The organism is Pseudoalteromonas sp. SANK 73390, from assembly GCF_054966645.1.
The window spans coordinates 1-26,236 of sequence record NZ_ARPN01000035.1; the positions used below are offsets into that span (position 1 = coordinate 1).

Consider the following 26,236-nt stretch of genomic DNA (forward strand, 5'->3'; position numbering starts at 1 on the left):
GCAACCTAAACAACTTGCTCGCTTTGCAGGCAGCCTCAGAAAACACATGCCCAAAGGGCTGCCCTTCGAGTTAAAGTCTTATTTAGAATTAGTTGAGCTAACGGGCCGCTGTATGAGAGAAGATAAACGCGGGCATATAGAGCAACGCACTCTTCCTATTTTAGAACGATTAAACATAGCACCTGAAAACTGGTTAAAACTCACCACACAATTTAGCAAAGTGTTCAAAGGGGCAGTAGGGCGACCCAATAAGCTTGACGGCTATTATACTCATTTAGAAGTAAAACGGCGAACCAGCATCAGTCAATGTGAAAAGCTATTCGGCTAGCCGCTCTAAAACCCAAAACATAGCCTTTTGAATTGGCAATCACTATTTCGGTAACCCTTTGTTGTGTGTCTAGTTATACTAATTTTCAATAATACTTAATCATTTTTAGGTACTAAACCTGGTGTTAGCTGCGTTATAAATCTCTCATTTAGAACAACTTAATAGCGAAACCTCGACCTCATTATCGATAAGATTTATTAGCTAAAAATAGATCACTTAATTAAGCGAATCGCTATTACACTCTTTATCTTTTAATTTAAGTGCAAGCGTTGCCCAAACTAAGCGGTGATCAGAGGATGCAGAACGAGATGAAACTAGCCGTGAAGCTTCATCGTCTGGCTTAGGCCAAAAAACCCCACTGTCGATAACATTTAACTCTGATGACGGAATAACATAGTCTGCACGCATACCCCAACTGGCAGTATGTGATGCTGCATTTAGGTTATCTGGTTTGTTCAGTGCCCCTCCTTCAGATATAGGCGCAGGATAGTTATTGATACGAGGGTGAGTTAACAGTTGACGCATTGCGTTGGGGTGTGCACTGCCTTCAGTGGCACTTGCATTGAGATCGCCAACAATAACAAATGGCGCATTTTTAACAATACCGCCTTTTTTACCCTGATCATCATAGTGGTAACTTTCGCTATTAGCGATAATATAGTCTTTCCAAAAGCGTATTTCGTCGTGATTTCTGCGTCCATTTCGGTCTTCATCGCCATCAAATACAGGCGGTGTGGGATGACTTGCCAATATATTTAGTTGCTTATTACAAATATTCACAGGAATGTCCCAATGTGATTTTGAAGATAAACGCATGTGTTGTTTTTCAGCTTTGCTGTACCAAGACTTGCCTGCTGAATCGACAGGCATTAAGTTATCAGGCATATCTTGCCATAAAAATTGTTGAAAGGTTCGGGTTTGCTGGTTTTTTATCGGATATTTAGACAACACCACCATGCCATATTGGCCGGGATACTTGCCAAAGCCATAGTGGGTTAAACGACTATTTGCGCTTTGAAATGGGGTCTTTACACCGGTATTGACTGGCGCTAGATAAATGTATGGGTAATAAATCGGTGCGTGACCTTGTTGTGATACTGACAGGTATTTATTTTGAAAAGCGTTAATGCCTATCTCTGTCTTCTCTAAATAATCAAACTCATTGAGCAGTAAAATATCAGGTTGCACCCTTTGAATAATTTCAGCAATATTTTTAATTTGTTGATGCTCTGCGCTTGCTAAAGCACGCGGTAGTGCCAAGTTGATGTTTTGAGTTGCACCACCTTCTTCAATATAGTTGTTTGCCTCCATACTCACATTAAAGCTTGCGACCTTAACGTTAATAAAGGTATTACTGTCTTGCATTGTTTCTGGGTTATTTACCTGTTGGCAAGCTGTTAAGAATAATAATGATATTGCAAAAAGTAACGTTGCTGTATGGCTAGCAGCTGAGTTAATAATTTGTGTGTACATAATTTTAATGTGAGTTGGGTGCAAGAACTATATGAAGTATAAATGTGCGTAAAATCAATATGCAAATAAATACGATGTAATCGATTATGCTTTTCTTTTTTATTTTTTGAAAAAGGCACTTTTTGTTTTGCGTGTTATTTTGGGATAATTAAATCAAATGTGTGAGCTGCTTTTACATTCTTAGTTTGAGTGTTGCTGCTAGTGGTGAGTTTGTGGTGTTGGGTGTTGCAGATGGAGTAAGGTAATATTGTTTGCTCCACTGAGCGTCAGCTTTAATATTGCCACTTTATTGCTTTTTTCGCCTGCTTTAACGTACTATCCACGCAAAATTTTTGTGGTATGAATATATGAAAATCAACGGATCAATACTTTGTCTTACGCTTATTGCCTCTTTAACAGCTTGTGGTGGTGGAAGCGGTGGTGATGCCAAAGGTAACTCAGGAGCTGCTGCTACTGCGAATGTAGCAAAGTTAGCCGCCCAGACCAATTTAACTAACTCATGTGGTGATAAAATTCCAACATCTATGGACATTGTTTTTCATGATGTAAATGGTAAAGTCGTGAATAATATAAAGTCGAGTAATGTTGGTCGAGTTGACACAGCCCTCCCTAAAGGTACTCAACATGTCTCTTTTATTGCATCCGTTACTGAAGGGCTTGATGCGCCCAAAATGTTTATTGATACATATTTGGACATTGCAAATGGTCTAGCACGTGATGAAGTGAACTTTTATTTAGCAGATCAAGCGTGCGAATGTAAATACAATACCGAACTTGATGTCACTTCTTTGTCAAGCTCTCATTATGATTATGAATTACACGGCACCGAAAATGTAATTGGGCGCGGTGTTGAGTTAGATAATGCAAATAACACGATTAATATGTGTAGTGATTCTCAAATTGCCTATTTACTGCTTAGAAAACGTTATGCTAGTGATATAACCGCAGCTAAAGTGGACCTGTCTAATGAGAAAATTGCACTATCCTATTTAGACTTTGCTCATAAGGGAGTACAAGTAGACTATATTCCTGCTTTTGATAATGACACAACGGTTTTAGTAAGTGGTGGTATTGAGGGTCAAAGAGTGCTAAGTCAATTTGCTTTAAGCTCAATGGGTGAACCTATGTTCATATTTCCTTCATTAACAACTTCAAATACTATCCGTTTTCGACAAAGTGAAAATATTGATACAGCCAATGGCAGCATAACGACTAGTTCATTTGCTTATAAGAACATCGATGAACAAGGCTTTTTTGAGCCAATAAAACAATTGCCTGGTTACGATATAGGCTATGAGTTTTCAAATAGCTTCTTAAATTCATTCACAACACAAAATCGTAATGCTCTCTCATTTGATTATTTAAGCTTTGCACCTGAGTCTGATTTGTTGATTCATAGTATGAATTTCAATGATTATACACATGGGAATATTCAGTGGGACATTTTTTCTGAAGCAAAAGGCACTATTCCAGAGTTTGAATTTGGTGATATTTTGTCTCAAGATACAGTGAATGAGAACTCCGTCAACCTTAGATTTTCCTTATATGACTATAACCATAATGGCAATTATGTTGACCTATTAAACGATTTTCAACGTGTACCTTATGAGCAAAGGGTGATTAATGGGCTATACGACGGGGCTGCGGGTGTTCAAATAAGTGTGCGTGCTAATTAATATAGAATTAGTAAAAACAAGGCCGCGCGGTATTTTGCTCAAAGGTAATTTACCGCGCTTTGGCTCTGTTTTAGTCAAGCAAAACCTATTATTAGTGTTTAAATCAATTGTCTTTTGATTCGCCCTCTAGAGTTGCCTCGGGTTCATCCGAGAAAATACCTGTATTGATAATATGTTCATCCACAACAAGCATTTGCTCTTGCGCTGTTTTTTCTTCAATCCTTGGGTCAAGTGTTGCCGCAAGAGGTGAGCTGGTGATATCAGATGTGGCAGCGACGTAGTCAGATGCAGCGGGTTTCTCTGCTTTTTGGCGGGCATTAATATAAGTGAGTGCGCAGTACATGCAGGCGGTCAATAGCGTGAATGAGGCATACAAAGCGTGTGGGCCAAAGTACGACATGATTTGTGCAAGACCTGTTGAGCCAACGCAGGCTCCGGCACCAAAGGCAACTAAAAGAGCAGAAGAAACGCCCACTCGGTGTTCATCATCAACGCGTGAATTAGCCAGTGCAGACGACAGCGGGTATAGCGTAAATGCAAATAAGCCAAACGAAAAAGTAAGCCAGTAGCTCAAAGGTGTTTGCGTTGGTAGTAAAAATAAAGCTAAAGAAATCAGCCCGATCATTAACGCATTTGTGCGTAATAAAATACTACGGCGAATTTTATCGGAAATAATACCCATAGGCCACTGCGCTAATAACCCTGCAAAAATGGTAATCGACATATACATGGCAATTTCTTGTGCGCTTAAACCTGCTTGGCTTGCAAAGGTGGGCGCCAAACCATAAAAACTACCATTAATGACACCAGCAAAGCACACTGCAGTAAGGGATTGCGGAATGGTTTTAAAAAAACCTAATAGGCTGACCTGTATTGGCTTTAATGGCTTTGGATGTATTCTGCGAGTGATAGAAATGGGCACAATGCCAAATGAGAGCGCAATACATATTAAAAATAAGGGCGCATAACCCAGCTCAGGAAAGTTAGAGAGCGCAAATTGCCCAGCTACCATACCTAAGTAGGAGGTAAGCATGTAAAATGAGAATACGCGACCGCGCTGCTCTGGTGCTGCTTGTTCATTTAACCAGCTTTCTAATACCATATAATTACACATCATACCCAAGCCAACTACAAAGCGAAGTACGAGCCAAAAGTAAATGTTGTCACTTACACCGTGGCTTGCAACACAAGCTGTAACAACGGCTGTACTGGCGGCAAATGCTCTAATATGTCCGGCAGATTTAATGAGGTGGTAACCGAGTTTTGAGCCAAGCAATAACCCCAAGTAATAGCATGATGTAAGCAAGCCAATCCAAAATGTGGATATATCATGTTGGCCAAGGTAAAGGGCAAGGTAGGTAGTGAGTAAGCCTGTACCGCCAACTAAAAAAAAGTTTGTAAAATAAAGAGAAGGAAATGATTTCATAAAGGCAACTAAGTGAGCCAAATTTTAATACTGTAAGTCTCTAATATTAGAAGAAAAGTGAGCATACGCCAAACTATTATTGCGGCTAAAAGAAATTAACTGAGCACTTGCAGAGTGTCAGGAGGTGTTGAGGGCTCACCAACAGGTAAGCCGCTCGCTTTTCGTATTTAATAATCAAAAACCTGCAGTTTTACCCCATTAATATTTATATTTTTAAATTTAGCAGGCTCAACTAAATACTCTTCGTTGATCAGCATCTCGACCAGTGTTTCTTGAGAGAGTTCATCGGAGTGATTAAAGTGCAAAGATTTGCGTAGCCACTGTGCTTGCTCAAAATAAAAGAGCGACAAATCCACATATTTGTCCTGTTTTGAGATCAATACATATTCGTGTTGTAAGTCGCCATTGAGTTCAATAGGTAGCAGCATTAGCTTGGTACTGTTGGCAATAAATGTGGTGTTCTCATTGGCAAATTTTTGCAGTGTTTTTATTAGTTCAGGTGGCGGTGTTACTTTTGAATGTTGGCCAATAACTTCTAGTGTATTGGCAATATTGGTATTGTTGGTATGCAATGTGTTATTTGCGCTATCGTTATTTAGCGCTGCTTTTATTCTTAGCCCAAGTTGCGGATATTGCTGCGCAAAATGTGCATCAATTTCAGTGAGCGCATCGGCACCTGCTACTCCTAATTCATGGGCAAAATAGTACACGTCAATGTCATCCACATTGGTTATGCCAGCATGTATTCTTGCGAGTTGATTTTGGGCGCTGAGGTGTTTGAAATTTAAAATAGGAGATTGCGTGAGCAACAAAGTAGCGATAAATAATAGCCCTAACCGAGTGTTGATTGTGCCAAGTGACTGTAACCAATTAAGTCTATCTTTGATGATACAAAAGCTGTAACACACAAGATAAAAGGTCAAAAATACCCAAGCTAAAATAGCCCATAAGCGACTGATACTGAGGCCATATTGCTCTACTCTTAACCATATACCATAGCCACTAATGCCCAAGTAAATTGGTAAAATAGCGATGCCAGTTAACAGTGCTAAATAGGCATAATGAGGCATGCTTGGGGGGCTTTTTGTATCTTGAAACGCTAAATTTAACGTTAACAAAATTAGCAATGTGAGTATAAACACTAAGTTGCTGCCGCCATTATCCCACAGTGCATCTAGTCCTTGAAAACTAATAGCGATTAAAAATACGCTACTCAGTAGTAACAAAAGTGGTAGTAAAGCAAAAGACAGTGTTTGAATTAGGTGGCTGGCGGTATTAACTATTTTACTGCTGCTACGCACTTTTAATACACCAATTGCATGTGCCAAGCCTAGCGTTGGGTATACAAACCATGGCTCATAAAAAATATCTTTAAAAATATGAATATCAATTGCGCTAAATAATTCAGCCCATAGCACAACAATGAGCCACACAATTAAAGTAAAAAAGCTGGCAAGGAGTATGGTAATCGTTAAACGACAGGTGTGACTGATAAGTTGCGAGTAGCAAACTTTCCAATGGCTATTTTGGTGCTCAACTGATGCGGCAAAAATTATCGCTTTGAAAGTTAAAATAAACATCACAACGGCAAAGCTAAAACCATGAACTGCTAAATCTGGATAGTGTGGGTAGAGAATTTGCATGCCTGTATAAGCGCCCAATATAGCTGTAAGCATGCTTAAGCACAGAGCAATAACGTAAAAGTGTCGTTTAGTTGAGGCCGTAACGCCATAAATTAATAATGTTGGGCCTGTTAAAAGGGCCGCGTAGCTTGCAAGCACCAATGAGGGAGAATGCATAACTGGCCAGTCAAAGCTAAATGCTTGATGTAGCAGTAGCAACCCTAAAGCTTGCAGTAATGCACAAAGTAATAGCCAGCTGCGCTGTTGCTTTGTTTGTTCAGGTATAACTTTTTGCAATGGTTTCATCCTTAAAATTTACAGCTATAAACACATGTTATTCCTTTAATAATTAACATAAAGTGACTAAATGAGAGGGCGTTTAGTCACTTTCAAAATATTAATCGATATGAAAACGACCAACGAGTTGATCGAGACTTTTTGCTAAGTCTACCAGAGATTTGGCACCATCAGACAAGCTATCTGAGGCTTGACTGACTTGAGTAACAGATTGTGTCAGCCCAGCTATTTGGTCATGCGTTTGGCTTGCAGATGAACCTTGCTGTTGGGCATCCTGTGCGATAGTCGAAATTAAACCTTTCACTTTGGTCACACTACTGGCAATGTTTTCAAATGCTTGATGGGCTTCTTCTGATTGTGCAATTGCTTCATTGGAAGCACTTACACTTTCAGTCATTTTGGCTGAGACTGAACGAGTTTGCTCAATGAGTTTGGTAAGTACTTGTTCAATTTCTTGTGTGGCATCATGAGAGCGTTGCGCCAGTGTTCTTACTTCATCTGCAACTACCGCAAAACCGCGGCCTTGCTCGCCTGCTCTAGCTGCCTCAATAGCGGCGTTTAATGCCAGTAAGTTTGTTTGCTCAGCAATACCCCGGATCACACCTAAAATATTAGTAATGTTATTACTTTCACTTTCAAGGTGAGAAATCTCAGTGGCAGAGGCGTCCAAAGAGTTATTTAGCTGCGCCACTTGATTAACGGTGTTGCTAATTAAGGTATTGCCAGAGTGAGCAAATTGGTCGGTTTGTGCTATTTCATCTAATGAGCCTTGGCAGTTGTGACTGACATTCTGCGCCATATGATGTACCGATTCAGTGTTGTTTGCCGCTTGATTAGCCGTGCCTTGTTGGCTTCGACACTGGCTTTGTATATCGTTAATTTGATTTTCAAAGTGTTGAGCTGCGTTATTGAGTGTATGTGCATTTTGTTGGATGTCTTTAACCAAAGAGTTAATCGAGCTTAAAAATTGATTAAACCACGTTGCAAGTTCACTAATTTCATCGTTACCAATAACTTGTAAGCGCTTAGACAAGTTACCTTCGCCTTGCGCTATGTCTCTGAGCCCTTCTGAAACACGTTCAATCGGGTAGACAATTTTATTCGCGAGCGTGACCGCGATGATACCAAATATAACCAGCATAACTAACGCGATGAGCATGATGCTCCATGACATGCTGTAAGCTGACGATAAAATTTCATCTTCATCAATCACGGCCACAAAGCGCCAATTTAGCTTTTTAGAGTCGTATATCTTAGCGTCGACCGTTTTATCATCCATCTCCACGCTAATGTAGGGTTGGTCAGCCGACGATGCTATCTGGCTATAAAGTGGAATGTCTAAGTCGCTAATATTTTTAAAATTGTTTTCTGGTCGCTTAGGGTCGGCTAAAATGGTGCCTTGACCGTCTAACAAAATGAGGTAGCCAGTTTCGCCTAACTTTATGTTGCTTACTATGTCGGTTAATGTTGATAAAGTAACATCTAAAGATTGGACGCCAGAGAATTTTCCGCCATTAAAAATACCCGTGGCAACCGAAACCATTGCTTGCCCGGTGACGCCTTGATAAGGCTCTGTGATAATTACCTCTTTGGGGTTGATTTTGGCGTTTTTGTACCATGGACGTTTACGCGGATCATAATTGCCTAAAGGCTCTGCTGGGTATTGAATAAATCCGCCTGTTTCAGAGCCCATATAAACAAATAATAGCTCGGGGTGAGTTTGCCCAAATGCCGTATAAAACTCAAAAATTTCCCCCTCTTGCGGAGAATTTTGCAGTGGGGTCATGGGCTTCTCAGCATCAAAGTATTGCGTGATGTTATCTGGCACGGTGCTAACGGCTTTGTGCTGGGCCAAAAAGCGTGCGTTGTTCTTCATTTGATCGAAAAACAACACAAAGGTATTTTCAATTTGCCGCATTTCACTGCTAGAAAAGTCTAAAAAGCTATTGAGAGACTCTTGTTTGGTTTTTGATATGCTTACTGCAGAAATAGCTAAAATAGGCACGATAACAGTGAGCAAAAAACTGACGATTAGTTTTTGGCGCATTCTCATAAGGTGCTCCTGTAATTGGTCTGTTTGCAGGTGTGCTAGTGTTGTTGTTGATTAGTTATCACCTGCAAAGGGGTTGTCATTGTGTTATGCACTGTTTGACTGAGTGTGTTTTTACGCTCAGATATATTTAGCTACTTTGCACGATAACTAAACGTTAATAAACGTCAAAAGGGCTTTTTAACGTTTATTACAGTATAGATACAATAACGAGTAACGCACCGTTTCGCTATATTTTCTAGCAACTTATTTGATGTTTTTTAATCAGCTTATAAAAATCAGAGCGATTACGCTGTGCAAGTTTGGCGGCTTCGGCCACATTGCCTTGGCATAATGACAGTACTTTTTTAATATAATCGTATTCAAACTGTTTTTTTGCATCGTTGAGCCCTTGAAAGCTCACTTGGCCGAGATCTGGAATGGCTCCCTGTATTGTATCTGCGGTTATCAGCTTGGATGAACTAAACGCAACAGCATGCTCTATGATATTTTGCAATTGCCGAACATTTCCAGGCCACTGGTAGTTTAATAAGCAGGTCATGGCTTGCGGACTAATTATTTTTTGGCCTTCACTGATACTCGAGGCAAATCGATTGGCTAAAAGAGGAATATCTTCAGGGCGATCATGTAGGCTGGGTAGATGAATAGATACCACATTGAGTCGATAATAAAGGTCTTCTCTAAATTCTTTATCAGCAACAGCTTGTTGTAAATTTTTATGGCTTGCTGAAACAAAACGAATATCGATTTGCTGCTCACAATGTCCGCCAACGGGGCGTACGCTTCGCTCTTGCAGCACACGAAGTAGTTTAACTTGCAAGTCCATAGGCATGTCGCCAATTTCATCTAAAAACAAAGTGCCACCATGGGCACTTTGTACCAAGCCAACCTTATCTTGCATTGCACCAGTAAATGCGCCTTTTTTGTGACCAAATAGTTCTGACTCAAGTAAGTGAGCAGGCACTGCGCCGCAATTTATGGCAACAAAAGGTCCGCTACTGTAGTTACTTGCTTTATGAATGGCATTGGCAGTTACTTCTTTACCTGTGCCGCTGGCCCCTTGAATTAAAATATTAGCTTGGCTTGGGGCAAGTGCTTGAATGTGCTGTACCACTTGGTGCATAGCATTGCTTTGATAAATGAGTCCGTGAAAGTGTTGCTTGTTAACTATGCTGTCGCGTTTTTTACTATTTTTGAGGGTATTGTCTATGGCTTCAAGTAATGCTTTGCTTTGTATCGGCTTACTTAAAAAGCTCACAAACCCTTGTTGCATGGCATCTACGGCATCAGGAATTGAGCCATGCGCGGTCATCATAATGACAGGTAGCCCAACGTGGTTTTTTTTGATGTTCTCAAATAATTCAAAGCCATCCATGTGAGCCATTCGTAGATCAGTGATCACTAAATCAATCGCATTGTGTTGCAGTAACTGTAGCGCTTGTGTACCTCTATGCGCTGTTAGTACATCATAATTGTTGGCTTCTAAGCGCATCGCGAGTAACTCGATGAGTGATGTATCATCGTCTACAAGTAATAAGGTATTACGGCTCATGGTTGTATTCCTAACTGGCTATTTTCAATGTCTGATGCTAAGCGTTGTTGCTCGATTTGGGCGAGTTTTTGCTTTAAATTTTTCAATGCAAGTTGCGTGTTTTGTAGGGCACTTTGCTGCTCAATTAATTGCTTTTTTAATTCAATATTATTGAGTTTATGTTGCCTTAATACAGACGTTTGCTGATGCAACATTGCAAAGTAGCTTAGGTAAGCTTGCGGCCAATCATCTTGTTGATGCAATTGGGCAATAAGTCGCAACTGTGTTGTGGTTGATTCTTCTGAGCAAAAAGCGCTGAAAAAGAGATTGAGTTTTTTAGCAGAACGATAACCTGCCAAGGGGTTGTAAAAATTGCCATCACATGCACTTTGATGGGCGTGAAGCAATGCATCAAGTGGTGCAAATTGTGCGTACTTAGCATTGGTTGGACCAACAAAAGGAAGCTGTTTATCTGATGAACTGATTGATTGGCATGCAACTAACGAGTATGTCATCAAGAACAATAGTAGGTTACGCATTTGAAAGCTCTCTTTGAATTGGAAATTGAATACATATATGGCTGCCTGTCTGGGCATGTTGCCACTTTACAGTACCGTGTAGTTGTTTAACGCATTCCGCAACAATCGCCAAGCCCAAGCCACTGCCGTTATGTTGTTCGCTGTGTTTGCCACGATAAAACGGTTGCATGAGTTTGTGTTGCTCAGATAAATCAATACCTGGACCATCGTCTATAACGCTTAATTGAACTTGCTGTTGTTCTATATGAGAATGTATTTCGATATGTGAACGTGCATATTGCAATGCGTTACCTAAGAGCTGCGTTAAGATCAATTTAATTGGTAAGTAAGGTAGTAAAGGCGCTGAGTCTTCATGGTTCCAATGTATGCGCAGGCGAGAGTCATTGATTTGCTGCTCAAAATGTTTGATTAATTCGAGTTTAATCTGATCAAAAGAATACAGTTGTTGTGACAGAGGATGATTTGCTGCGCTGTAATTTAGTAAGTCATCAATTAATGTGGCCAAACGAGACAATGCGCCATCCATAATATTAATGATACGTTGTTGAGCTTTGGTTACAGTGCCAAAGCTATCACTTTGCAGCAAACTATTTCCTTCAGTTAATGAGGCCAGAGGCGTTTTTAGCTCGTGACTTACGTGACGCAAAAAAGTGTCTTTTTGTTTATGGCTTAGGTGCAACTCCTCTCTTAGCCAGTCAAGCTCTTTGCCTAATGCCACAAATTCTTCGCTGCCGTGCAAAGTGATGGGCTTGGCAAAATTACCTTCACCGAGTTGCAATATAACCCGCTCAAGTGCATTGAGCTGATTGGTCACTTTGCGGATCACGATTAAAGAGATCACAATCAGTAAGGGGATGAATAAAAACAATCCTGCTAAAAAATACTGGTTAAGCGTTGAAAACGCGATAGCTTGTTGGCGTAAACTATCTTCTATTGCTTTGTGTAAAGGCTGCTCTAGCTTTAATAATTGCTGCTGAAGTTTAGCGTAATCTACATTTAAAACATGTGTTTTTGGGGCCAGGTTTTGCAACTGTTGCCATTTAGCGACTATTTGCTCAGACACATGTGATTTTTTTAAAAATTCAATACGTTTGTTGGTGACTTGCCATTTATCTTCAATACTTTTTTGCAGTTGTGCATTGTTTAACAGTTGATTGTTTAAGTGGGCTTTTTCAAGCGCTGATATATCACCTTTTAGTGTGTTAAAAGATAAAACAAGCGACTGATTTTTATGGTAAATATGGTTTGTTTCTTGTTGGTGCTGCGCGACTTGCTGTGCATACCACAAGGTTAGTATTACTATGGGAACAAGCGCTAATAACATTGCACGCTTTGCTTGCTGGCTTAAGGACTGAGAAAAAAACTTTGCTGGTGAGTTTTTAATGCCTACTAAGTTTAAAGTACTTGGCCACTTTAACCGATTTGTACCCACTAATCACTCCTTATTTAAACCGCAAGTTGCTAAAAAGCAACACCTTAACTCATTGATTTAAAGTATGTTATTTGTTTTCTATTGGTCTGCTGTTGCTATTAAGCAACAAACTGTCTTAATCGTCACTGAATTGCGCAGGCTGATATTTCATAACCTTATGTTTTATCTTGCTTTTTAATTTCTGGCATTAAAGTTGGAATAGTTAGGGCGACACAAACAATCGCTCAACGACAGGCAAATCGTTTTACGCCGTAAAAGTCACTAGTGAGTAGGCACTAGTTTGACTGTGAGCAGAATATAAGGAATCAAATGATGAAAAACAGTTTAATTACAATTGCATTTTTAGCCGTATCAGTAAGCGCAGCAGCACAGGCTGGCGACACATTTTCAACACTTGATACTGATAATAACGGGTCAATCAGCTTAGCTGAGTCAAAAGTACTACCCGCGTTGATGGCAAAGTTTAAAGATTTAGACACCGATGGTAATGGCGAGCTGAGCGCACAAGAGTTCGCAAGCTTTAAAAGTGAATAACGCCTTTTTTATCAGGCTACCAGCCACAGCTAAAAATTAATATTTGGAGTACAACATGAAATTAAGCCACGTTTTTACGTTAACAATCGCGTCATTGATAAGCACGGTAGCACTTGCTGAAGAGGTCACATTTCAATCATTAGATAGTAATAATGATGGTGTGATAAGCCCAACTGAAGCACAAGTATCAACTGAGCTAGCTAAGCAGTACCGCAAGCTTGATAGCAACAAAGACAACGAACTTAGCCCTGTAGAATTTGCTCACTTTAAAAAATAGGAGAGAAAACATGAAAACACTTAATACCCTTATTATCGCGATGGTTACAATGGCAAGCGCAACTGCAATGGCGGCATCGTTTGCAGATTTTGATACCAATAAAGATGGTGTGATCAGTAAAAGTGAAGCCTCCGCATCTGAAAGTTTAATGAAACAATTTAATGAATTGGATGCGAATAAAGACGGTGAGCTGTCTGAACAAGAATTTAACAAGTAATCCCTAGAGAATCATTTCTCGTCCTAAAGCCCAGAGTGATCTGGGCTTTTTTGCGTTACTTGAATGAGTCTTAACAGAATCTGTCTGATTTGATCAAATATGACAATCGCATATGTGCCACTTTGAGCCGCTCAGCTAATCCAATATTAATTTTTCGTCACCGCGATAACAGATGTTAAACCAACTCATTTCTGGACAAAAATGAGTTACGAGTCGGCACAAAAATGACTGGTTTTAGATTCGATAAAGTATGGAATAGCTCTGAACCTGTGACCAATCTTTCTCGGCAACAACAATCATAAAAGAGGCGGTTCTTCCATCGCGTTTGGCGCTATCTATGCCTTGGACTAGACTAAATAATCACTTCTGTTTTGCTTAAAATCGGCAACCTGAAGCTGACTTAAAAATTAACTATACTAGTTCTTTTATTTTTCTAAGGTACTGCAAGTAAACTGGAATTTTCACAGAGCCTTCGCTCCAATACTGCTGAGATTTTGACATTTTGCCAGCAAGTTCAGAAGTTAGGTATTTATAGTTTGCTACTAGCCTATCGCTGCCGATAGGAGAGCTTTTCTCTGATGCTAGTTTCTCTGCATATGCTTGAATGTGCTGACGCATCTCAAATTTAGCTGTTTCTGGAGCTTTTTCTTCAATGTTGCAAAAATCCAAAAATTCACCAATATCGGTTTCAGTCTCATTGCAAAGCGCTAGTATTCCTTCGAGATCAGCAACACAACAGAAGTGTACGTTTTTCAGAGGTATCTTACCAGCAACTGCTTCATCTATCCTTTGTCTATACTCTTCCCCTATATAAGAGGCGAGTTTAACACCATTACCAAGGTAGAAGTCTTGGTGAGTAACTATGAGAGCATATCTGTTATCAAAATCAGCAAGTTCACCAAAACCAACGCCACTCAACTTATCTGCACATTCAGCCGCTTGTTTAATACCTTTCAGATGAGTATCTCTTAACTTGTCCTTAATAATGTTTCTCTGATCAGTCACAAGAATTTTTTGGTTGGGTTCTACACCCTTTGCATCAATAAAAATCGAAGTTCCGCTCCGTTGATGTAAGAAGTCGACAACCTTACCTTGAATTTTGTTGTCTCTGTAAACTTCCATCAGTTGCTCTTCTCTTGTCGTCTCAAAATTATATGCATCAAAAACATATGCTAAATAATTTTCAAACTCTTTAGTAAATTTGTCTCTAAAACCACTCGAATCAGCAGTTTTAAGAGTTCTGAGAACAAATTCGCTCAACCCGATACTTGCAATATATGGATGAGCGGTTGATATACCCTCAGGTAGAATGAGTATTGGTTTCTCAAGCAATAGTGGTTCAGAAAAATACTCTTCCGCTCTTACATCTCCATCGCCTCTAGTTTTCCCCCTTCGGTGTTTCATCAATTGTTGCAACTGTTCAAAGTTAGCCCCAACTAAGTTAAGGTATTGTTTAATCAGGGCTACTGGATATGCTGGTGATAGTTTGGGTAAGAACTCTTCGTACTTAATGGCTGGCTTATTAGGCGAGTAAAATATAGAAAAGAAAAACACCGACAAAATAAAAAAGTCTTCCAAATCAATATCTGTCTGAGCTTTGAAATTATCTCGAAAAGACCGACTTGCACCTTCATTGCACATTATTGAGAACAACCTTACCAAGAAATAGTTGTGTACTATCTGGTTCGTTTGAAATCTAAATTGTGTTAGTAAGAACGCTCTTAGAGACAACCAAACATTATCTTCATCGGCAAATTTTATAGCTTTTACTTGTAGTGCACAAATTTTGTTCAATATGTTCCAAACATCTTTTTCATTCGCAGGAATAGCGCCTTGAATGGGTTCTAGTTCTAATGTCCACTCAAGCATTAGGCAGACAATCCAAGGACGACCTATTGCTTGAGGTTCATCAGGATATACGGTATGTAGCCGAGTAAGTAAATGTTGTACTACAGATTCTTTTGTGTAACGTGTTATCGAGTTTCTTATCTTATGGGCATCTCTACTAAATGACATCAAGTAATCCCACTAGCAACAATGCAAAAACGGTTAAACAAGTCATGAGCAACCAGGTGATTTGATGAGCAGCTTCTTTCATGAGCACGGATTTCTCCTTGTAGCTTCATTACGATCGAGGTTTGATAATATCTTAATATCTTAATATCTTAATATCTTAATATCTTAATATCTTAATATCTTAATATCTTAATATCTTAATATCTAGACTGTGTAGTATTACTAATATTTAGTCAATCTGGTTTTGTTTGAATTGGCCTAAAGTCACACTGCCAAAGCATTTTGGGGCAGAAAACAGTTGAGTGCGCCTAATAGTTGTTGCAGCTTTATAATATTATTGAGAAAGGAATGAACTCTTATCCGACTAATTAAAGTTAACCATAAAGCCGTCTAGATCTTTTGCGATGACATCTAACATTTTCTTTTCGGACTGTTGGAGTACAACAGCATGATAAGAGAATTCATTGCGTAATTGATGGTAGTTCAGTTGTTTGGTTTTGCCACTCAATATAGTTTCAATAGGATTATTGTAGCCTTTAAAAAGGCCAAGCAATCCAGATCGTTGATCTAAACTCTCCTTTATCGATGCAGCAACATTGACAATATTTTGATAATCGTCACAAAATTGCCGTAGGACAACTTGATAATCAGACTCACTGGTGTAGAAACCATTTTCTAAGGCGACATTTGCTTTCAACTCATTGAGCTGTTCAAAGATTGAACACAAGCGTATGTACAGAACAGATACGTCTATTTGAGCAATTTTTCCCATATTTCGGTTATAGTAGCGCTCATTTAGATCAAAATCTTTCATAGGTTTTTTGGTTTCTTCAACAACGTTTATCATTAAGTCTTTGAAAAGATCCAATACGTTGTTCGGATTACTTAGTTCCATTTCCCCACCTAGCAATTACATCGGTTGATGTTACCCCAATTCTATATACACATTACTTGCATGAGAAAAAGTATATCAAATGATGGTTCGATGAACAAAGAAGCCTATCAGGTGTAACTTCGAATGGGGCACTTCTGAGTTAAGTAGTGCCAACTGTGAAGCTTCTGGACAGGAACGGTGATCATCCCTTTTTTAATAGACATCAAAAATGGAGTATTTAAGCAGCCTTTAATGGTGGGAAACCATTATTAGCTTTATGTGGTCTTTCATAGTTATAATGCCACAACCATTTTGTAGCATAGTCAGATACTTCTTCCAAGCTATCAAAAATAAATCGCTCAAATAAATCGCTAATAAATCGCTGACACCCACCACTAATTTGCACCTTCCTAAGATACCGCCTAAGCTTTAATCCTGCACTCAAAGGATTGAGGAAACCAAACTATGGCAACAGCCCGTAAAAGACAAATCAGCTTAACCGACACCAAATACTACCACTGTATCTCCCGTTGCGTAAGGCGCGCGTTTCTGTGCGGCGAAGATAAATTTACTGGCAAATCATACGAACACCGCCGTGATTGGGTTGAAGAAAAGCTCCTGATATTGGGGTCTGTGTTTTGTATTGATGTCTGTGCTTATGCCGTGATGAGTAATCATACTCACATTGTTTTATATGTTGATGATAAAAAGGCTAAGGGCCTGTCGGATAAAGCGATTGTGATACGGTGGCACAAGTTGTTTAAAGGCAATTGGATAAGTCAAAAATTTACTGAAGGTGAAGCACTTAATGAGTCGGAGCAGTTGATACTCAATGAACATGTCGCCAAGTACAGGGAAAGACTTGCAGATATTAGCTGGTTTATGCGCGTACTTAACGAAGATATCGCCCGTCGAGCAAATAAAGAAGATAATTGCACAGGCCGCTTTTGGGAAGGACGATTTAAATCCCAAGCATTACTGGATGAAGCAGCACTGGCTGCTTGTCTAGCTTACGTAGACCTAAACCCCATTAGGGCCAAAATCGCCGCAACGCCTGAAGCCTCAGACTACACAAGCATCAAAAAGCGCATCGACCACGCAAAACTGGGCAAACAACCAAAAAGCCTACTACGCTTTGCGGGCAGCCCACGAAAACATATGCCTAAAGGCCTGCCTTTTGAACTCAAATCCTATATTGAATTGGTTGAACTCACAGGACAATGTATTCGCGCCGACAAGCGAGGCTATATTAACGAAGCACAACCCATTCTTACTCGATTAAATATAGAGTCTGAGAACTGGATAAAACTCACTACGCAATTTTCTCGGGTATTCCACGGTGCTGTAGGTAGAGAGCGAACAATAACCGCTTACTGTGAAACACTGCAAAAACGACGGCGGACGAATCTAACAAACTGCGAGCGCTTGCTGGCTTAGCAGAACTCACATTCTCAATTCTAGAATTTCTTACTGTTGTATTAGCTGCGCGTTGTCGTGCGCGATAACCCAGTTTTAGTGTAGAGATATGCTTGGGCGCTAAAAATTAGCCTATCAATAAACGTTTTTGACCAACGTGATGGAAGTGCTTTCGTAATTTTTTATTTCACCTCCTCAGCTTGGATATTAATAGTGGTGGGTGTCTTTTGTTTTTCGCCAATATGGATTAGATATTATCGGTCAAACTAAGGATAGGTAAAACGACATTGACTATCGTTTCAAACACGTTTTGGGGCATAAACGAGTTAGTTGAACGTCTGCTTTGAAGAGCTATAGACAAAACTTGTAAAGCTATTGAGCGACCGTTGTTCGCTCATATCTCGTCAACACCGCAAAATCAGATATGAGCTACTACAGTTAATTACATTACTTTGACCATTTGAATCATTTCTGGCTCAAAGCCTTGTTGTTGATAAAAGCCGCGTGTAGCGGTGTTATTTGCGGATACATTCCAAATGTAACCTCTAAGTGGTAAGTCTGCATTTAATTTGTGTGTAAGAGAGCTTGTTAGCTGTCGTACTTAGCTCTCCCTAATAACATAACTCAATGCTAATTGTTAGCGAATGACACATTACCTTATATTTGTATATCAGGGGTTTACTTGAAGTAAAGATCAACACACTCGTTAAGTGATGCTGACCTGTATAGTTTAATATCTAGAATACTTGGCACGCTAATATGTAAATAGGTACTCATATTGGAATATAATTTGCTTTATTTAGGGGGTATGACAAAGCAATTAGTATAAGGAATAATCATGGCCACTTTCGGAATTAATAGCAACTTTCAGACTTCTCAATATAATCAAAGTGTTAAACTAAGTAACGCGAGTGCAACAAAGCATGTAGAACAACCACCGAGGCAAGAAATTGCCAGCGTACAGCACCGCTATCCAGAAAGAGAATTTGACTTTACAAATATGACATTGGCTGAGCAGTCTAATGCGGCGAAAACGCTATACGATAAAGGCGTATTATCCATGGGGGAAATGGCTTTTATGACAGGACGTTATGGGCTTATTGAGCATGACGGGCAACTCGGTGGCACCACTTTAAAACAAGCAAACAGTGAGCGCTTTGACGTTATAGCAAATATGAAAGAAAACCTTGCAACAGTACAAGGGCAAGGACAAGCAACTTCAGATGTTGTCAGCAATTATAAGGCATTGATTAGTAAATTAGAGACATATCAATTTGGTTTAAATACAAGCGCTTAAGTAAGCGCTTGTATTGCATGCTCTATTATCGAATATAAAGTCGATCATCTTCTCTATTGTATGGGAAGTTGATTGATACTGCTTGATAGGTAGATGTGCCACTTGTGAAGTTGGTTTGTGTATTATGCCAGTAATTAATCCAACCGATAACCGTATTACCTGAATCTTTGATAGGCTCAGATTGCGCTAATGATAGGTTTGAGCCATTAAGCTGGAACCTTCTTGAAGATGGCGTAGCATAACCATATTCGACTGTGACGGCATAAAACTCGCCACCATGATCTTCATTGGTTGAAAAATCACCAACAGCAACATAGTCCCATGATGGAGATTGTGCTGATAAAACACCACGGATCTCTAAATAAGTCAGTTCAGGTGCAGGTGCCATAGGCACAATTTCACCCTTACTCTTTAGAGAGTCGATGTATAGTTGATAATTTTCATGTGTGTTGAGTACTTCTTTTTTTAGAGTTTGTTGATACGCGAGGAATCCAGACTCTTGAACAACGTTTTCTAATGAAGGTAATTGACTTGCAATGGTTGAAAATGTGCTGAACGCAGCTAATCCTAATAAAAACTTTTTCATGTGCTATATCCTTATTCAGTTTGTTAAATTGAGTACTGCGTGAATTACTATACTTCAATACAGTAGGAATGATAGCAAAAGGTGTTTTTATTGTTAACAGTTGGTTTTTATTTCCCAAAAAAACCTGTATTTATTTGATTTTAAATAAAAATTTCTGGTGTTGAGGTGGCTTTATTTTATCATTATTCTATATTACTTTGACCATCTGAATCATTTCTGGCTCAAAGCCTTGTTGTTGATAAAAGCCGCGTGCAGCGGTGTTATTTGCGAACACTTCTAAATGCAACAAACGACAACCTAACTTTTTAGCCCATTGCTCTGTTGATGTCATAAGTTGTTTGCCAAGCCCTAGGCCTTGTGATTTTGGGGATACTGCCAGCAGGGGCACGGTGGCACACAATTCACCTGAAATACCATCTGTGTGAGTACGTACATGTATGAAGCCCAATGTTGTGCTGTCTACCTCAGCGATTAAAGTGAGGGTTGGCTTATCTGTGGGTGTGAGCATCTGTGCAATGTATTCGTCTTGCATTTTTTTAATGGCTTGATCAGTGTGCCACGGCAGTTGCGCAACTTCGGCCAAGTGAGGAGATAGTGAAAAGATAAAAGGGTGATCTCCCGTGTGTGCTTCTCTAATGATTACCTGATGTTGCATGCTGTTCTCTGGTTGTTTTGCCCAAATTAAAGTGGTGAGATAAGTAAAAACTTCGATCTTTGAACCTATTTTAATAACATAATTTGAAGCCAATTGTTAGGGGCGTGTTGATCTTTGCTGTGTGTTGTTGCTGCAGTCATTCGGGTATTTTTACAAGGCGGAACCTGCATCCATAGGTATTCTATGTTAGCCAGATGATAACGTAGAAAAAATGCCTGAATGGCGCTACCCAAAGGGTTCAAGCAAAGGCTTCCACTACTTTGTCATTCGCAACTAACATAAACTACTATGCTGCATTGCTCATTCTTTTTTATACAAGCCTTTGATTTTAAATGAATTTATACCTCAATGGTCAACAGCCCCTAGGCTTTTTAAAGCTCTGTTAAAAGCGATAGGTAATATTGGCACTTGCCTGAAATTGACTCAGTGAGTCGCTATCAAAGTGCCAGCTACACGTGTCGGTTGTTTCTGGGTCGTCATCGCAGTTGATAACTGATGTGTTTTTTACAATCGTAGCAATCCATCTAATTTCTGTGCCAACACTAAAGCCTGCACCCAACTTGTAATCAAGCCCTGCAAACAGCCCTGTTGCAAAGAAATTATCAGCATCAACAAAGTTAGTTGTGATGCGATTAACACCCAACTGTGCACCGAAGTAAGTGTGTAAGTTATGTGTGATAGGGCGATACACGGCACTTTGAAATAGTAAAAGCTCAGAGTCTACTTGGTGTTGTGAGCTATTTTCTAACTCACTTTCAAAGTTACTATAAAAAATACCATACTTAGCACCATCGATATGCCTGTCGATACTGACTGCAAAGTGCGCATCGTCAGCTAGTTCATGTTTTTGACCTTTACTAGTGGTCAGCTTTTGACTATAAGTTTGCCCAGCATAAGCGGTAATACCAATATCAGCAAAACTAGGTGCTGAAATAAACGCCGCGCTGGCCAAAGCAGCCGTTATTAATTTGTTCATAAGAACCTCCCTTTAAGTCGGCCTTCGTTGAGGCCGATGTAAAATAGTTATGTTTTATACCAATTGCACTAAGTAAATGACCAGACATTGCGACAGATAAATGGCTTAGTAACAAGGAAAAGTTTCGGTATGTAGTTATTCTCCATAGTAAAATTTCTGCTTGGCTATCGACAAGGTTGCATTGCCACAAAATAGCTCACTTAATTAAACGCATTGGCATTAATGACGGCAATTCTACATTAAATATCAGATATATAAACCTTGTTGGTTGATAGTTTCTTCTGTTAAAGGCTCTGTCAGCCAGCCTAACTTGACGGGGGTGTTGTAAAGACGCGGATTACCGAGTTGAGGCCAAATATGGCAAAGGCCGGGGACAAACACTTTAGCTGTACTGAGTGGTATGTCATTTCGACTATAATCTAGCGCCAATGTTTGCATACCCAACGTACTCAAATGTTCGATGATGTGGATAATGTCTTCTTTTATATCAGTACTTGGCAATATTGCATAGCTCGACTTAATCTTGCTATCAGAAGGCCACAAGAATGCCTCATCCCGAATTGCATCAAAATCAAAAGGTGCGCAGTTTTGCTCACGAATAGGAATTAATTGACATAGCTCGGTTAAGGCGCGTTGAGCTGCCATTTCGGGCTTTAAGTGGCAACCAAAACCAAATGTCCATCCCTTTGTTTGTTTGTCTCGACCTATAGCAGCCATTACTGGCACAGCTGTATCTACAGTCAGATCTAGCACCCAATAATCATGCTTATGCGAAATAGTCTGGTGCAGTGGTGCTAAGTAATCAGGATCGATTAGGGAAATATCGAATGATGGCCTAGGCAGTTTATTATACCACCAAATTGCAGTGGCATCTCGTTCCATTAGCTCAAAAAGTGCTTGGAGTATTGCCTCTTCAACATTGTTACCAGCTGCACATCCATTTGAATGCCATTTGCCGAAGCGATCTTCTAGATATGGTGTATTTGCGTAACAGCATACAGTCGGTACATATACTTTTTCATTGCTTGATAGTGACCATAGTTGAGACCAGTTTATCGGCGAATTATCATAGGATTGGGCAGCCTGAATTCGTGTCGAGTCTAGATGGTTTGCATTTTGAAACTGAGCATATTGCTTTTCACTGTATGGTAAGAGAGTTTTAAAATGATAACTTAAAGCATCTAATTGATTTGGGCTTGCATAAGTAGATTTTTCTTTACTTGTGAACTGAGCATTTCTTCGCTCTATTGCTTCACATAATGCACTCGCTTTAGATTGTACATGCGTTACCCCTTTACCGAGACAAGCTTGCATAAAACTGCCTTCATTAAGCTTAATACTCTCTCGCATAGGAGGGCACTTAAAGAAACCAGTTTTGTAAATTTTTACAGGTTGGTTTAATGTACTTTCGAGCGTTGTTAGGTGGTTAATACAGCCTGTCAAAGGGCTAACAAAAGGAAGTAGCTTTGCTACGGTTTCTTCTGCTTGTATAGTCCGAGAGCCGCCATCTTTGTTATAGCTTGCAATTTGAGACTTCAAAGTAATTGTTGATTCTATGTCGTTTCGCTCGTTTAGTTTACAGTTGATAATATGCTTATTAATTACCTCTTTTGTTAATAAATATTCTGTTAAGTATGGGTTGGCGGCATTAATTTGTGATGTAGCTAAATCGACAATGCGTTCTAACTGCGTCGATGTTAATTTATGCATATAGCTCAGGTTAGGAGTTGGTCTTGTATATATTGTTTGTTGAAATTGACTCACGAATTTAAGTACAGGCTTGTTGCGAATTAAAGATGATTGCAATGTACGTAAGTCAACTTTGCTATTTAGTAAATTGGAAAATTGAAGCGTGTCGTGTCTTAGTTCGATTAAGATGCAGGGTAATGTAGTTTGTTCAAAAATACTCAGTAATTCGCAATCAAGCATGTCAGTGGTAATCACTAAGTTTGAACCAAGTTGAGAGTTAACAACCCGTTGTTCAATCTCACTAAGCAGTGGTTTGATATACGATTCATCAATGTAAGTATAAGTATTAGGCAATACTTTTCTAAGTTTTACGCAAACATTGTTTTTAGACTCGCTATGTTGTTGTGTTAAAAATATATTTTTGGTCAAAAAGTGAGTCACAACCTGCGTAAACCGTGTTAGCATCTTTGAGCTTTGTGCTAGCTTTTCTAAGTCATCAATTGAACGAGTTCCATCGATCAAACTAAACAAAGGAAAAGCTTCATTGCTAAATAAGACTTCTTGCTCAGGTGAAACAACAATCAAATCGTCATTTGGTAACGTGAATATGTCCAAGTTAGGTAGCCAGTGGATCGCTTTTGAGGTGTCTAATTTCATAATCCGAACAGAGCTTTTGGATTGTTTTCTAAAATATCGCGAATTTGTTCAGCCGATAGCGCTGGCATTTCATCTTGAATGCTGGCTAAGTCAAAATGTAAATGATCAGGGTGTGGGTAATCGCTGCCAAATATCAGTTTTTGGTGGCCAATCATGTTTAGGGTATCTGTAATTGGTTCACCGATTTCTACACCTACCCAACAATGCTTTTTAAAATAATCAGAAGGACGCATTTTGATATTGTTTTCAGTTAAGCTTGGAAACTCGCTGTAACAAATATTATCGAGTCGCCATAGCCAATGAGCAACCCATGAGCAACCGGCCTCTAAAAAGGCAACTTTTAAACTAGGGTTTCGTTCAAACACGCCTGATTCTAATAGGTCAATGAATGCCATTTGAGCTTCCATTGGGTGAGAGCATGCGTGCAGAGAAAAGCGCGTATTAAATCTTTCCATACCGACTGTTTGCCCTTGCAAGTGTGTGCCTCCGTGAAAGCAAACTACAATACCAAGTTCTGCACATGTAGCCCAAAAAGCTTCGTTATCGGGGTGGCTCAAGTTTTTACCTAATACTGGTTCTGGCCTTAATACAACAGCTTTCCAGCCTCTAGATACGATAGCTTTTATTTGTTCAACCAGTACGTTGCTATCGTGGCGGCTAATAAGTCCTACGGGTAATAGCCTTTCTGTGTTATATCTACAGTAATCATCTAACCAGTTGTTATAGGCCTTTGCATAAGCTATTGATGTATCCGCATCAACATTTTGGTGATTTACAATATAATTGGCAAAAGTAGGAAAAATCAGCGCTTGAGCGACGTATGTTTCATCCATTGATGAGACTTGATCAATGGGATTAGTTGCTGATTTTCTCTCTTTAATACTTTGTGCATTTACAAGAGCTGACGCAACTTGCTGATCAAGACCCCAATTGCTTAAAATTGGCTCATCGCCGATTAAATAAGTCGGAGGAATTGAAAGATCAGGGTAGCCGTTCAATACCCTTTGCTTTTGGGCCTCTGAATTATCAAATAGTAAAGAGATCTTTTTTATATTTTCGTTTTTGGGGAGGTATTCATCCCATATCTGGATAGGCTCGATAACATGTCTGTCACAGTCAATGATTTTAAATTTATTATTCTGCATAAATTGTATAGCAAACCTTTGGGTATTTTAGGTTATTTATATATCAAAAGGGGTCGTTATTAAAGTCCACTTTTGATGGATCTGACAGTAGTCCAACTGCAATTACTATTCTAGTATTTTATATGTCAGCTAGGCTGCGATTTTGCCAATACTAGTATTTGTAAAATATTAAGGATAAGTTGAGAAACTTTTTGAAGGTTTATAGTTCTCACCACTTGCTACCCTCTCAAAATGTAGCAAGTGAACAAAGGCATGCCGTATGATAACCAAGAAATAAGTTACTCATTCTCTTCCTTAATTTTCTTATAGAGAGGTGAATACCTCTCTATATTTGATTTATTTAGCTACAAGTAAATGGATATGCCGGTCCATCATCGTTGTATGCTGTTAACGCTGTAGGCATTTGTGATTGTACTTCTGGTCTGTTAGGGAACCATAATCTAATTTCATTGTTGGGTATGTTTGCCTTATCCCAAGACCCCGCATGAACAATAAATTCTTCGTTTGGTATATGGAACTCTTTTACAGAGTAATTAAAGTTTTCTGCTTCAAAGAACTGTAAGTTAAAGTTCCAAGGGTTTTTATAGCCTAAAAATTTCGCGATAATAGGTGAGGCATCGGCGATATATTGTGAGTTATCCTCTTTTGGATCTGAAGCTGCCAAAAGCTGATTTTTAAAGTCCTCGGAAATCCAAGTAAGAGCAATAATTTGCAGCATTGTGGCACCAAAGTATGAAATTGCATCATCTCCAATAAGGCTTTGAGCTGGGCCACATGCAGCATTGGTATTTGGAATTAACATTTGCGCCATTTTTTCAATATCACTAAACATGCTTACGTTAGGTGTTCTTAAAGGCCCTAGGAAATCTGGAAAAAGAGCATAATAATCAGCAAGTGCTGTTGCCAAAATGTCACCGTTGGCTTTATGACCATTGAATTTTGGCACGTTAGGCAAGGCTATCTTTATGAAATCATTAGGTCCTATCCAACCTTGGACGTTTGAAGGGGCCCAAGACATAGCATTTGTCTTGGATACAGTAACTGTTAGATGTGCAAATGGGTTTTGGTAGTCGTTAAATAACTCTGGGTTATTACTAAAAAAATCTAACAAGTTATTTTGGTTCAAGAGCAACTTTTCAAATCTATTACTTTGCCAAGCCAAAGTAATAGATTTTAAATAAGCAATTCGAAAGTTTAAAACATTGTTCATTATTTTTCCCTATATTTTATTTTTTAGATATTATATTTGCCTTGTCATAATTTTCAGTAAGACACCGCTGTTTTTTTGTAATAGTCTCATAGACTGAGCTTGTTACTTAAAAAAGTATGTAATACTCCCATTTTAAACAACAGTTATTCGTATAAATTGTTTAGGAAACAACGCCGATCAGACATAAAAGTGCTAGCTTAAAAAAGAAGTATAAGATCATATTTTTAAGTCAAGGTAAAATTCATAATTTTGCTCTGGGGGTCATTGCTATTCAATGGAGTACTGTCCATTTAACATCCTTATCATTAAATTT

The 26,236-nt window shown here is 39.2% G+C and carries 21 protein-coding genes and 2 pseudogenes; 7 read left to right on the forward strand and 16 right to left on the reverse strand.

Annotated elements, in window-relative coordinates; genetic code table 11:
- Positions 1-328, forward strand: a pseudogene (locus SANK73390_RS02600) (transposase); the annotation flags it as partial.
- Between the two features lie 216 nt (positions 329-544).
- Here the strand turns inward: SANK73390_RS02600 and SANK73390_RS02605 are convergent.
- Positions 545-1,801 (reverse strand): endonuclease/exonuclease/phosphatase family protein, encoded by a 1,257-nt coding sequence (locus tag SANK73390_RS02605; protein WP_462763167.1) that lies wholly within the window; start codon positions 1,799-1,801, stop codon positions 545-547.
- Positions 1,802-2,148: 347 nt separating this feature from the next.
- Here SANK73390_RS02605 and SANK73390_RS02610 point away from each other — a divergent pair, with 347 nt between their 5' ends.
- Positions 2,149-3,477, forward strand: coding sequence for a hypothetical protein (locus SANK73390_RS02610; protein WP_462763170.1), 1,329 nt, complete (start codon positions 2,149-2,151; stop codon positions 3,475-3,477).
- Between the two features lie 103 nt (positions 3,478-3,580).
- Here the strand turns inward: SANK73390_RS02610 and SANK73390_RS02615 are convergent, their stop codons facing one another.
- From SANK73390_RS02615 to SANK73390_RS02640, 6 genes are all read right to left on the reverse strand, one after another.
- A complete protein-coding gene (locus SANK73390_RS02615; protein ID WP_462763173.1) occupies positions 3,581-4,903 on the reverse strand; it encodes an MFS transporter in 1,323 nt (440 codons plus the stop codon).
- Between the two features lie 167 nt (positions 4,904-5,070).
- Positions 5,071-6,822: a DUF4153 domain-containing protein gene (locus SANK73390_RS02620; RefSeq protein ID WP_462763175.1), complete on the reverse strand. Its 1,752-nt coding sequence runs from the start codon at positions 6,820-6,822 to the stop codon at positions 5,071-5,073.
- A gap of 100 nt (positions 6,823-6,922) precedes the next feature.
- Entirely contained in the window at positions 6,923-8,875 is a 1,953-nt protein-coding gene (locus SANK73390_RS02625) for a methyl-accepting chemotaxis protein (RefSeq protein WP_462763178.1), read from the reverse strand.
- A gap of 235 nt (positions 8,876-9,110) precedes the next feature.
- The gene (locus SANK73390_RS02630; RefSeq protein ID WP_462763181.1) at positions 9,111-10,424 is read right to left on the reverse strand and encodes a sigma-54-dependent transcriptional regulator; all 1,314 of its coding nucleotides are present in this window, start codon (positions 10,422-10,424) and stop codon (positions 9,111-9,113) included.
- The gene (locus SANK73390_RS02635) at positions 10,421-10,942 is read right to left on the reverse strand and encodes a hypothetical protein (RefSeq protein ID WP_462763184.1); all 522 of its coding nucleotides are present in this window, start codon (positions 10,940-10,942) and stop codon (positions 10,421-10,423) included. The genes SANK73390_RS02630 and SANK73390_RS02635 overlap by 4 nt, the downstream gene beginning before the upstream one ends.
- On the reverse strand, positions 10,935-12,374 hold the full coding sequence (locus SANK73390_RS02640) for a HAMP domain-containing sensor histidine kinase (protein WP_462763186.1): 1,440 nt from the start codon (positions 12,372-12,374) through the stop codon (positions 10,935-10,937). Before SANK73390_RS02640 ends, SANK73390_RS02635 begins: the two co-directional genes overlap by 8 nt.
- Before the next feature lie 312 nt (positions 12,375-12,686).
- On the opposite strand from SANK73390_RS02640, the gene SANK73390_RS02645 reads away from it, so the two are divergent.
- The 3 genes from SANK73390_RS02645 to SANK73390_RS02655 are packed head-to-tail and all read left to right on the forward strand — an operon-like array spanning position 12,687 to position 13,402.
- Positions 12,687-12,908, forward strand: coding sequence for an EF-hand domain-containing protein (locus SANK73390_RS02645; RefSeq protein WP_462763189.1), 222 nt, complete (start codon positions 12,687-12,689; stop codon positions 12,906-12,908).
- A 55-nt stretch (positions 12,909-12,963) separates the two neighbouring features.
- A complete protein-coding gene (locus SANK73390_RS02650; protein WP_261591234.1) occupies positions 12,964-13,185 on the forward strand; it encodes an EF-hand domain-containing protein in 222 nt (73 codons plus the stop codon).
- A gap of 10 nt (positions 13,186-13,195) precedes the next feature.
- Positions 13,196-13,402 carry an EF-hand domain-containing protein gene (locus tag SANK73390_RS02655; RefSeq protein ID WP_462763192.1) on the forward strand — a complete coding sequence of 69 codons (207 nt, stop codon included), beginning with the start codon at positions 13,196-13,198 and terminating at the stop codon, positions 13,400-13,402.
- Between the two features lie 411 nt (positions 13,403-13,813).
- Here SANK73390_RS02655 and gapS1 read toward each other — a convergent pair whose 3' ends face one another.
- The 3 genes and pseudogenes from gapS1 to SANK73390_RS02670 form a co-directional block, all read right to left on the reverse strand.
- Complete coding sequence (gene gapS1, locus SANK73390_RS02660; protein WP_462763195.1) at positions 13,814-15,418, reverse strand: GapS1 family protein; 1,605 nt, start codon at positions 15,416-15,418, stop codon at positions 13,814-13,816.
- 364 nt (positions 15,419-15,782) lie between these two features.
- Positions 15,783-16,313, reverse strand: a complete 531-nt coding sequence (locus tag SANK73390_RS02665) for a hypothetical protein (RefSeq protein WP_462763198.1) — start codon at positions 16,311-16,313, stop codon at positions 15,783-15,785.
- Positions 16,314-16,530: 217 nt separating this feature from the next.
- Positions 16,531-16,650 (reverse strand): annotated as a pseudogene (locus SANK73390_RS02670) (integrase core domain-containing protein); the annotation flags it as partial.
- A 107-nt stretch (positions 16,651-16,757) separates the two neighbouring features.
- Between SANK73390_RS02670 and SANK73390_RS02675 the strand changes: the two are divergent.
- Together SANK73390_RS02675 and SANK73390_RS02680 are read left to right on the forward strand one after the other, a co-directional pair.
- Positions 16,758-17,729, forward strand: coding sequence for a transposase (locus SANK73390_RS02675; protein ID WP_462763201.1), 972 nt, complete (start codon positions 16,758-16,760; stop codon positions 17,727-17,729).
- Positions 17,730-18,546: 817 nt separating this feature from the next.
- Positions 18,547-19,005 carry a hypothetical protein gene (locus tag SANK73390_RS02680; protein WP_462763203.1) on the forward strand — a complete coding sequence of 153 codons (459 nt, stop codon included), beginning with the start codon at positions 18,547-18,549 and terminating at the stop codon, positions 19,003-19,005.
- A 25-nt stretch (positions 19,006-19,030) separates the two neighbouring features.
- Here the strand turns inward: SANK73390_RS02680 and SANK73390_RS02685 are convergent, their stop codons facing one another.
- The 6 genes from SANK73390_RS02685 to SANK73390_RS02710 all read right to left on the reverse strand — a co-directional run bounded on the left by SANK73390_RS02685 (position 19,031) and on the right by SANK73390_RS02710 (position 25,923).
- Positions 19,031-19,591: a DUF4879 domain-containing protein gene (locus tag SANK73390_RS02685; RefSeq protein ID WP_462763206.1), complete on the reverse strand. Its 561-nt coding sequence runs from the start codon at positions 19,589-19,591 to the stop codon at positions 19,031-19,033.
- A 187-nt stretch (positions 19,592-19,778) separates the two neighbouring features.
- Positions 19,779-20,246: a GNAT family N-acetyltransferase gene (locus SANK73390_RS02690; protein WP_462763209.1), complete on the reverse strand. Its 468-nt coding sequence runs from the start codon at positions 20,244-20,246 to the stop codon at positions 19,779-19,781.
- Positions 20,247-20,628: 382 nt separating this feature from the next.
- Positions 20,629-21,222, reverse strand: a complete 594-nt coding sequence (locus SANK73390_RS02695; protein ID WP_462763212.1) for a hypothetical protein — start codon at positions 21,220-21,222, stop codon at positions 20,629-20,631.
- A 246-nt stretch (positions 21,223-21,468) separates the two neighbouring features.
- Positions 21,469-23,568 (reverse strand): YcaO-like family protein, encoded by a 2,100-nt coding sequence (locus SANK73390_RS02700; RefSeq protein ID WP_462763214.1) that lies wholly within the window; start codon positions 23,566-23,568, stop codon positions 21,469-21,471.
- On the reverse strand, positions 23,565-24,713 hold the full coding sequence (locus SANK73390_RS02705) for an amidohydrolase family protein (RefSeq protein ID WP_462763216.1): 1,149 nt from the start codon (positions 24,711-24,713) through the stop codon (positions 23,565-23,567). Before SANK73390_RS02705 ends, SANK73390_RS02700 begins: the two co-directional genes overlap by 4 nt.
- Positions 24,714-25,053: 340 nt before the next feature.
- The gene (locus tag SANK73390_RS02710; RefSeq protein WP_462763219.1) at positions 25,054-25,923 is read right to left on the reverse strand and encodes a BMA_0021/BMA_0022 family TOMM bacteriocin; all 870 of its coding nucleotides are present in this window, start codon (positions 25,921-25,923) and stop codon (positions 25,054-25,056) included.
- Between the last annotated feature and the right edge of the window lie 313 nt (positions 25,924-26,236).

What these genes read in the sequence shown, in the direction of transcription:
- SANK73390_RS02690 (WP_462763209.1), bottom strand. Translation starts at nt 20,246, where the DNA reads ATGCAACATCAGGTAATCATTAGAGAAGCACACACGGGAGATCACCCT.
- SANK73390_RS02710 (WP_462763219.1), bottom strand. Translation starts at nt 25,923, where the DNA reads ATGAACAATGTTTTAAACTTTCGAATTGCTTATTTAAAATCTATTACT.
- SANK73390_RS02680 (WP_462763203.1), top strand. Translation starts at nt 18,547, where the DNA reads ATGGCCACTTTCGGAATTAATAGCAACTTTCAGACTTCTCAATATAAT.
- SANK73390_RS02650 (WP_261591234.1), top strand. Translation starts at nt 12,964, where the DNA reads ATGAAATTAAGCCACGTTTTTACGTTAACAATCGCGTCATTGATAAGC.
- SANK73390_RS02705 (WP_462763216.1), bottom strand. Translation starts at nt 24,713, where the DNA reads ATGCAGAATAATAAATTTAAAATCATTGACTGTGACAGACATGTTATC.
- SANK73390_RS02625 (WP_462763178.1), bottom strand. Translation starts at nt 8,875, where the DNA reads ATGAGAATGCGCCAAAAACTAATCGTCAGTTTTTTGCTCACTGTTATC.
- SANK73390_RS02630 (WP_462763181.1), bottom strand. Translation starts at nt 10,424, where the DNA reads ATGAGCCGTAATACCTTATTACTTGTAGACGATGATACATCACTCATC.
- SANK73390_RS02615 (WP_462763173.1), bottom strand. Translation starts at nt 4,903, where the DNA reads ATGAAATCATTTCCTTCTCTTTATTTTACAAACTTTTTTTTAGTTGGC.
- SANK73390_RS02695 (WP_462763212.1), bottom strand. Translation starts at nt 21,222, where the DNA reads ATGAACAAATTAATAACGGCTGCTTTGGCCAGCGCGGCGTTTATTTCA.
- SANK73390_RS02610 (WP_462763170.1), top strand. Translation starts at nt 2,149, where the DNA reads ATGAAAATCAACGGATCAATACTTTGTCTTACGCTTATTGCCTCTTTA.
- SANK73390_RS02685 (WP_462763206.1), bottom strand. Translation starts at nt 19,591, where the DNA reads ATGAAAAAGTTTTTATTAGGATTAGCTGCGTTCAGCACATTTTCAACC.
- SANK73390_RS02700 (WP_462763214.1), bottom strand. Translation starts at nt 23,568, where the DNA reads ATGAAATTAGACACCTCAAAAGCGATCCACTGGCTACCTAACTTGGAC.
- SANK73390_RS02665 (WP_462763198.1), bottom strand. Translation starts at nt 16,313, where the DNA reads ATGGAACTAAGTAATCCGAACAACGTATTGGATCTTTTCAAAGACTTA.
- SANK73390_RS02635 (WP_462763184.1), bottom strand. Translation starts at nt 10,942, where the DNA reads ATGCGTAACCTACTATTGTTCTTGATGACATACTCGTTAGTTGCATGC.
- SANK73390_RS02655 (WP_462763192.1), top strand. Translation starts at nt 13,196, where the DNA reads ATGAAAACACTTAATACCCTTATTATCGCGATGGTTACAATGGCAAGC.
- gapS1 (WP_462763195.1), bottom strand. Translation starts at nt 15,418, where the DNA reads ATGTCATTTAGTAGAGATGCCCATAAGATAAGAAACTCGATAACACGT.
- SANK73390_RS02675 (WP_462763201.1), top strand. Translation starts at nt 16,758, where the DNA reads ATGGCAACAGCCCGTAAAAGACAAATCAGCTTAACCGACACCAAATAC.
- SANK73390_RS02605 (WP_462763167.1), bottom strand. Translation starts at nt 1,801, where the DNA reads ATGTACACACAAATTATTAACTCAGCTGCTAGCCATACAGCAACGTTA.
- SANK73390_RS02645 (WP_462763189.1), top strand. Translation starts at nt 12,687, where the DNA reads ATGAAAAACAGTTTAATTACAATTGCATTTTTAGCCGTATCAGTAAGC.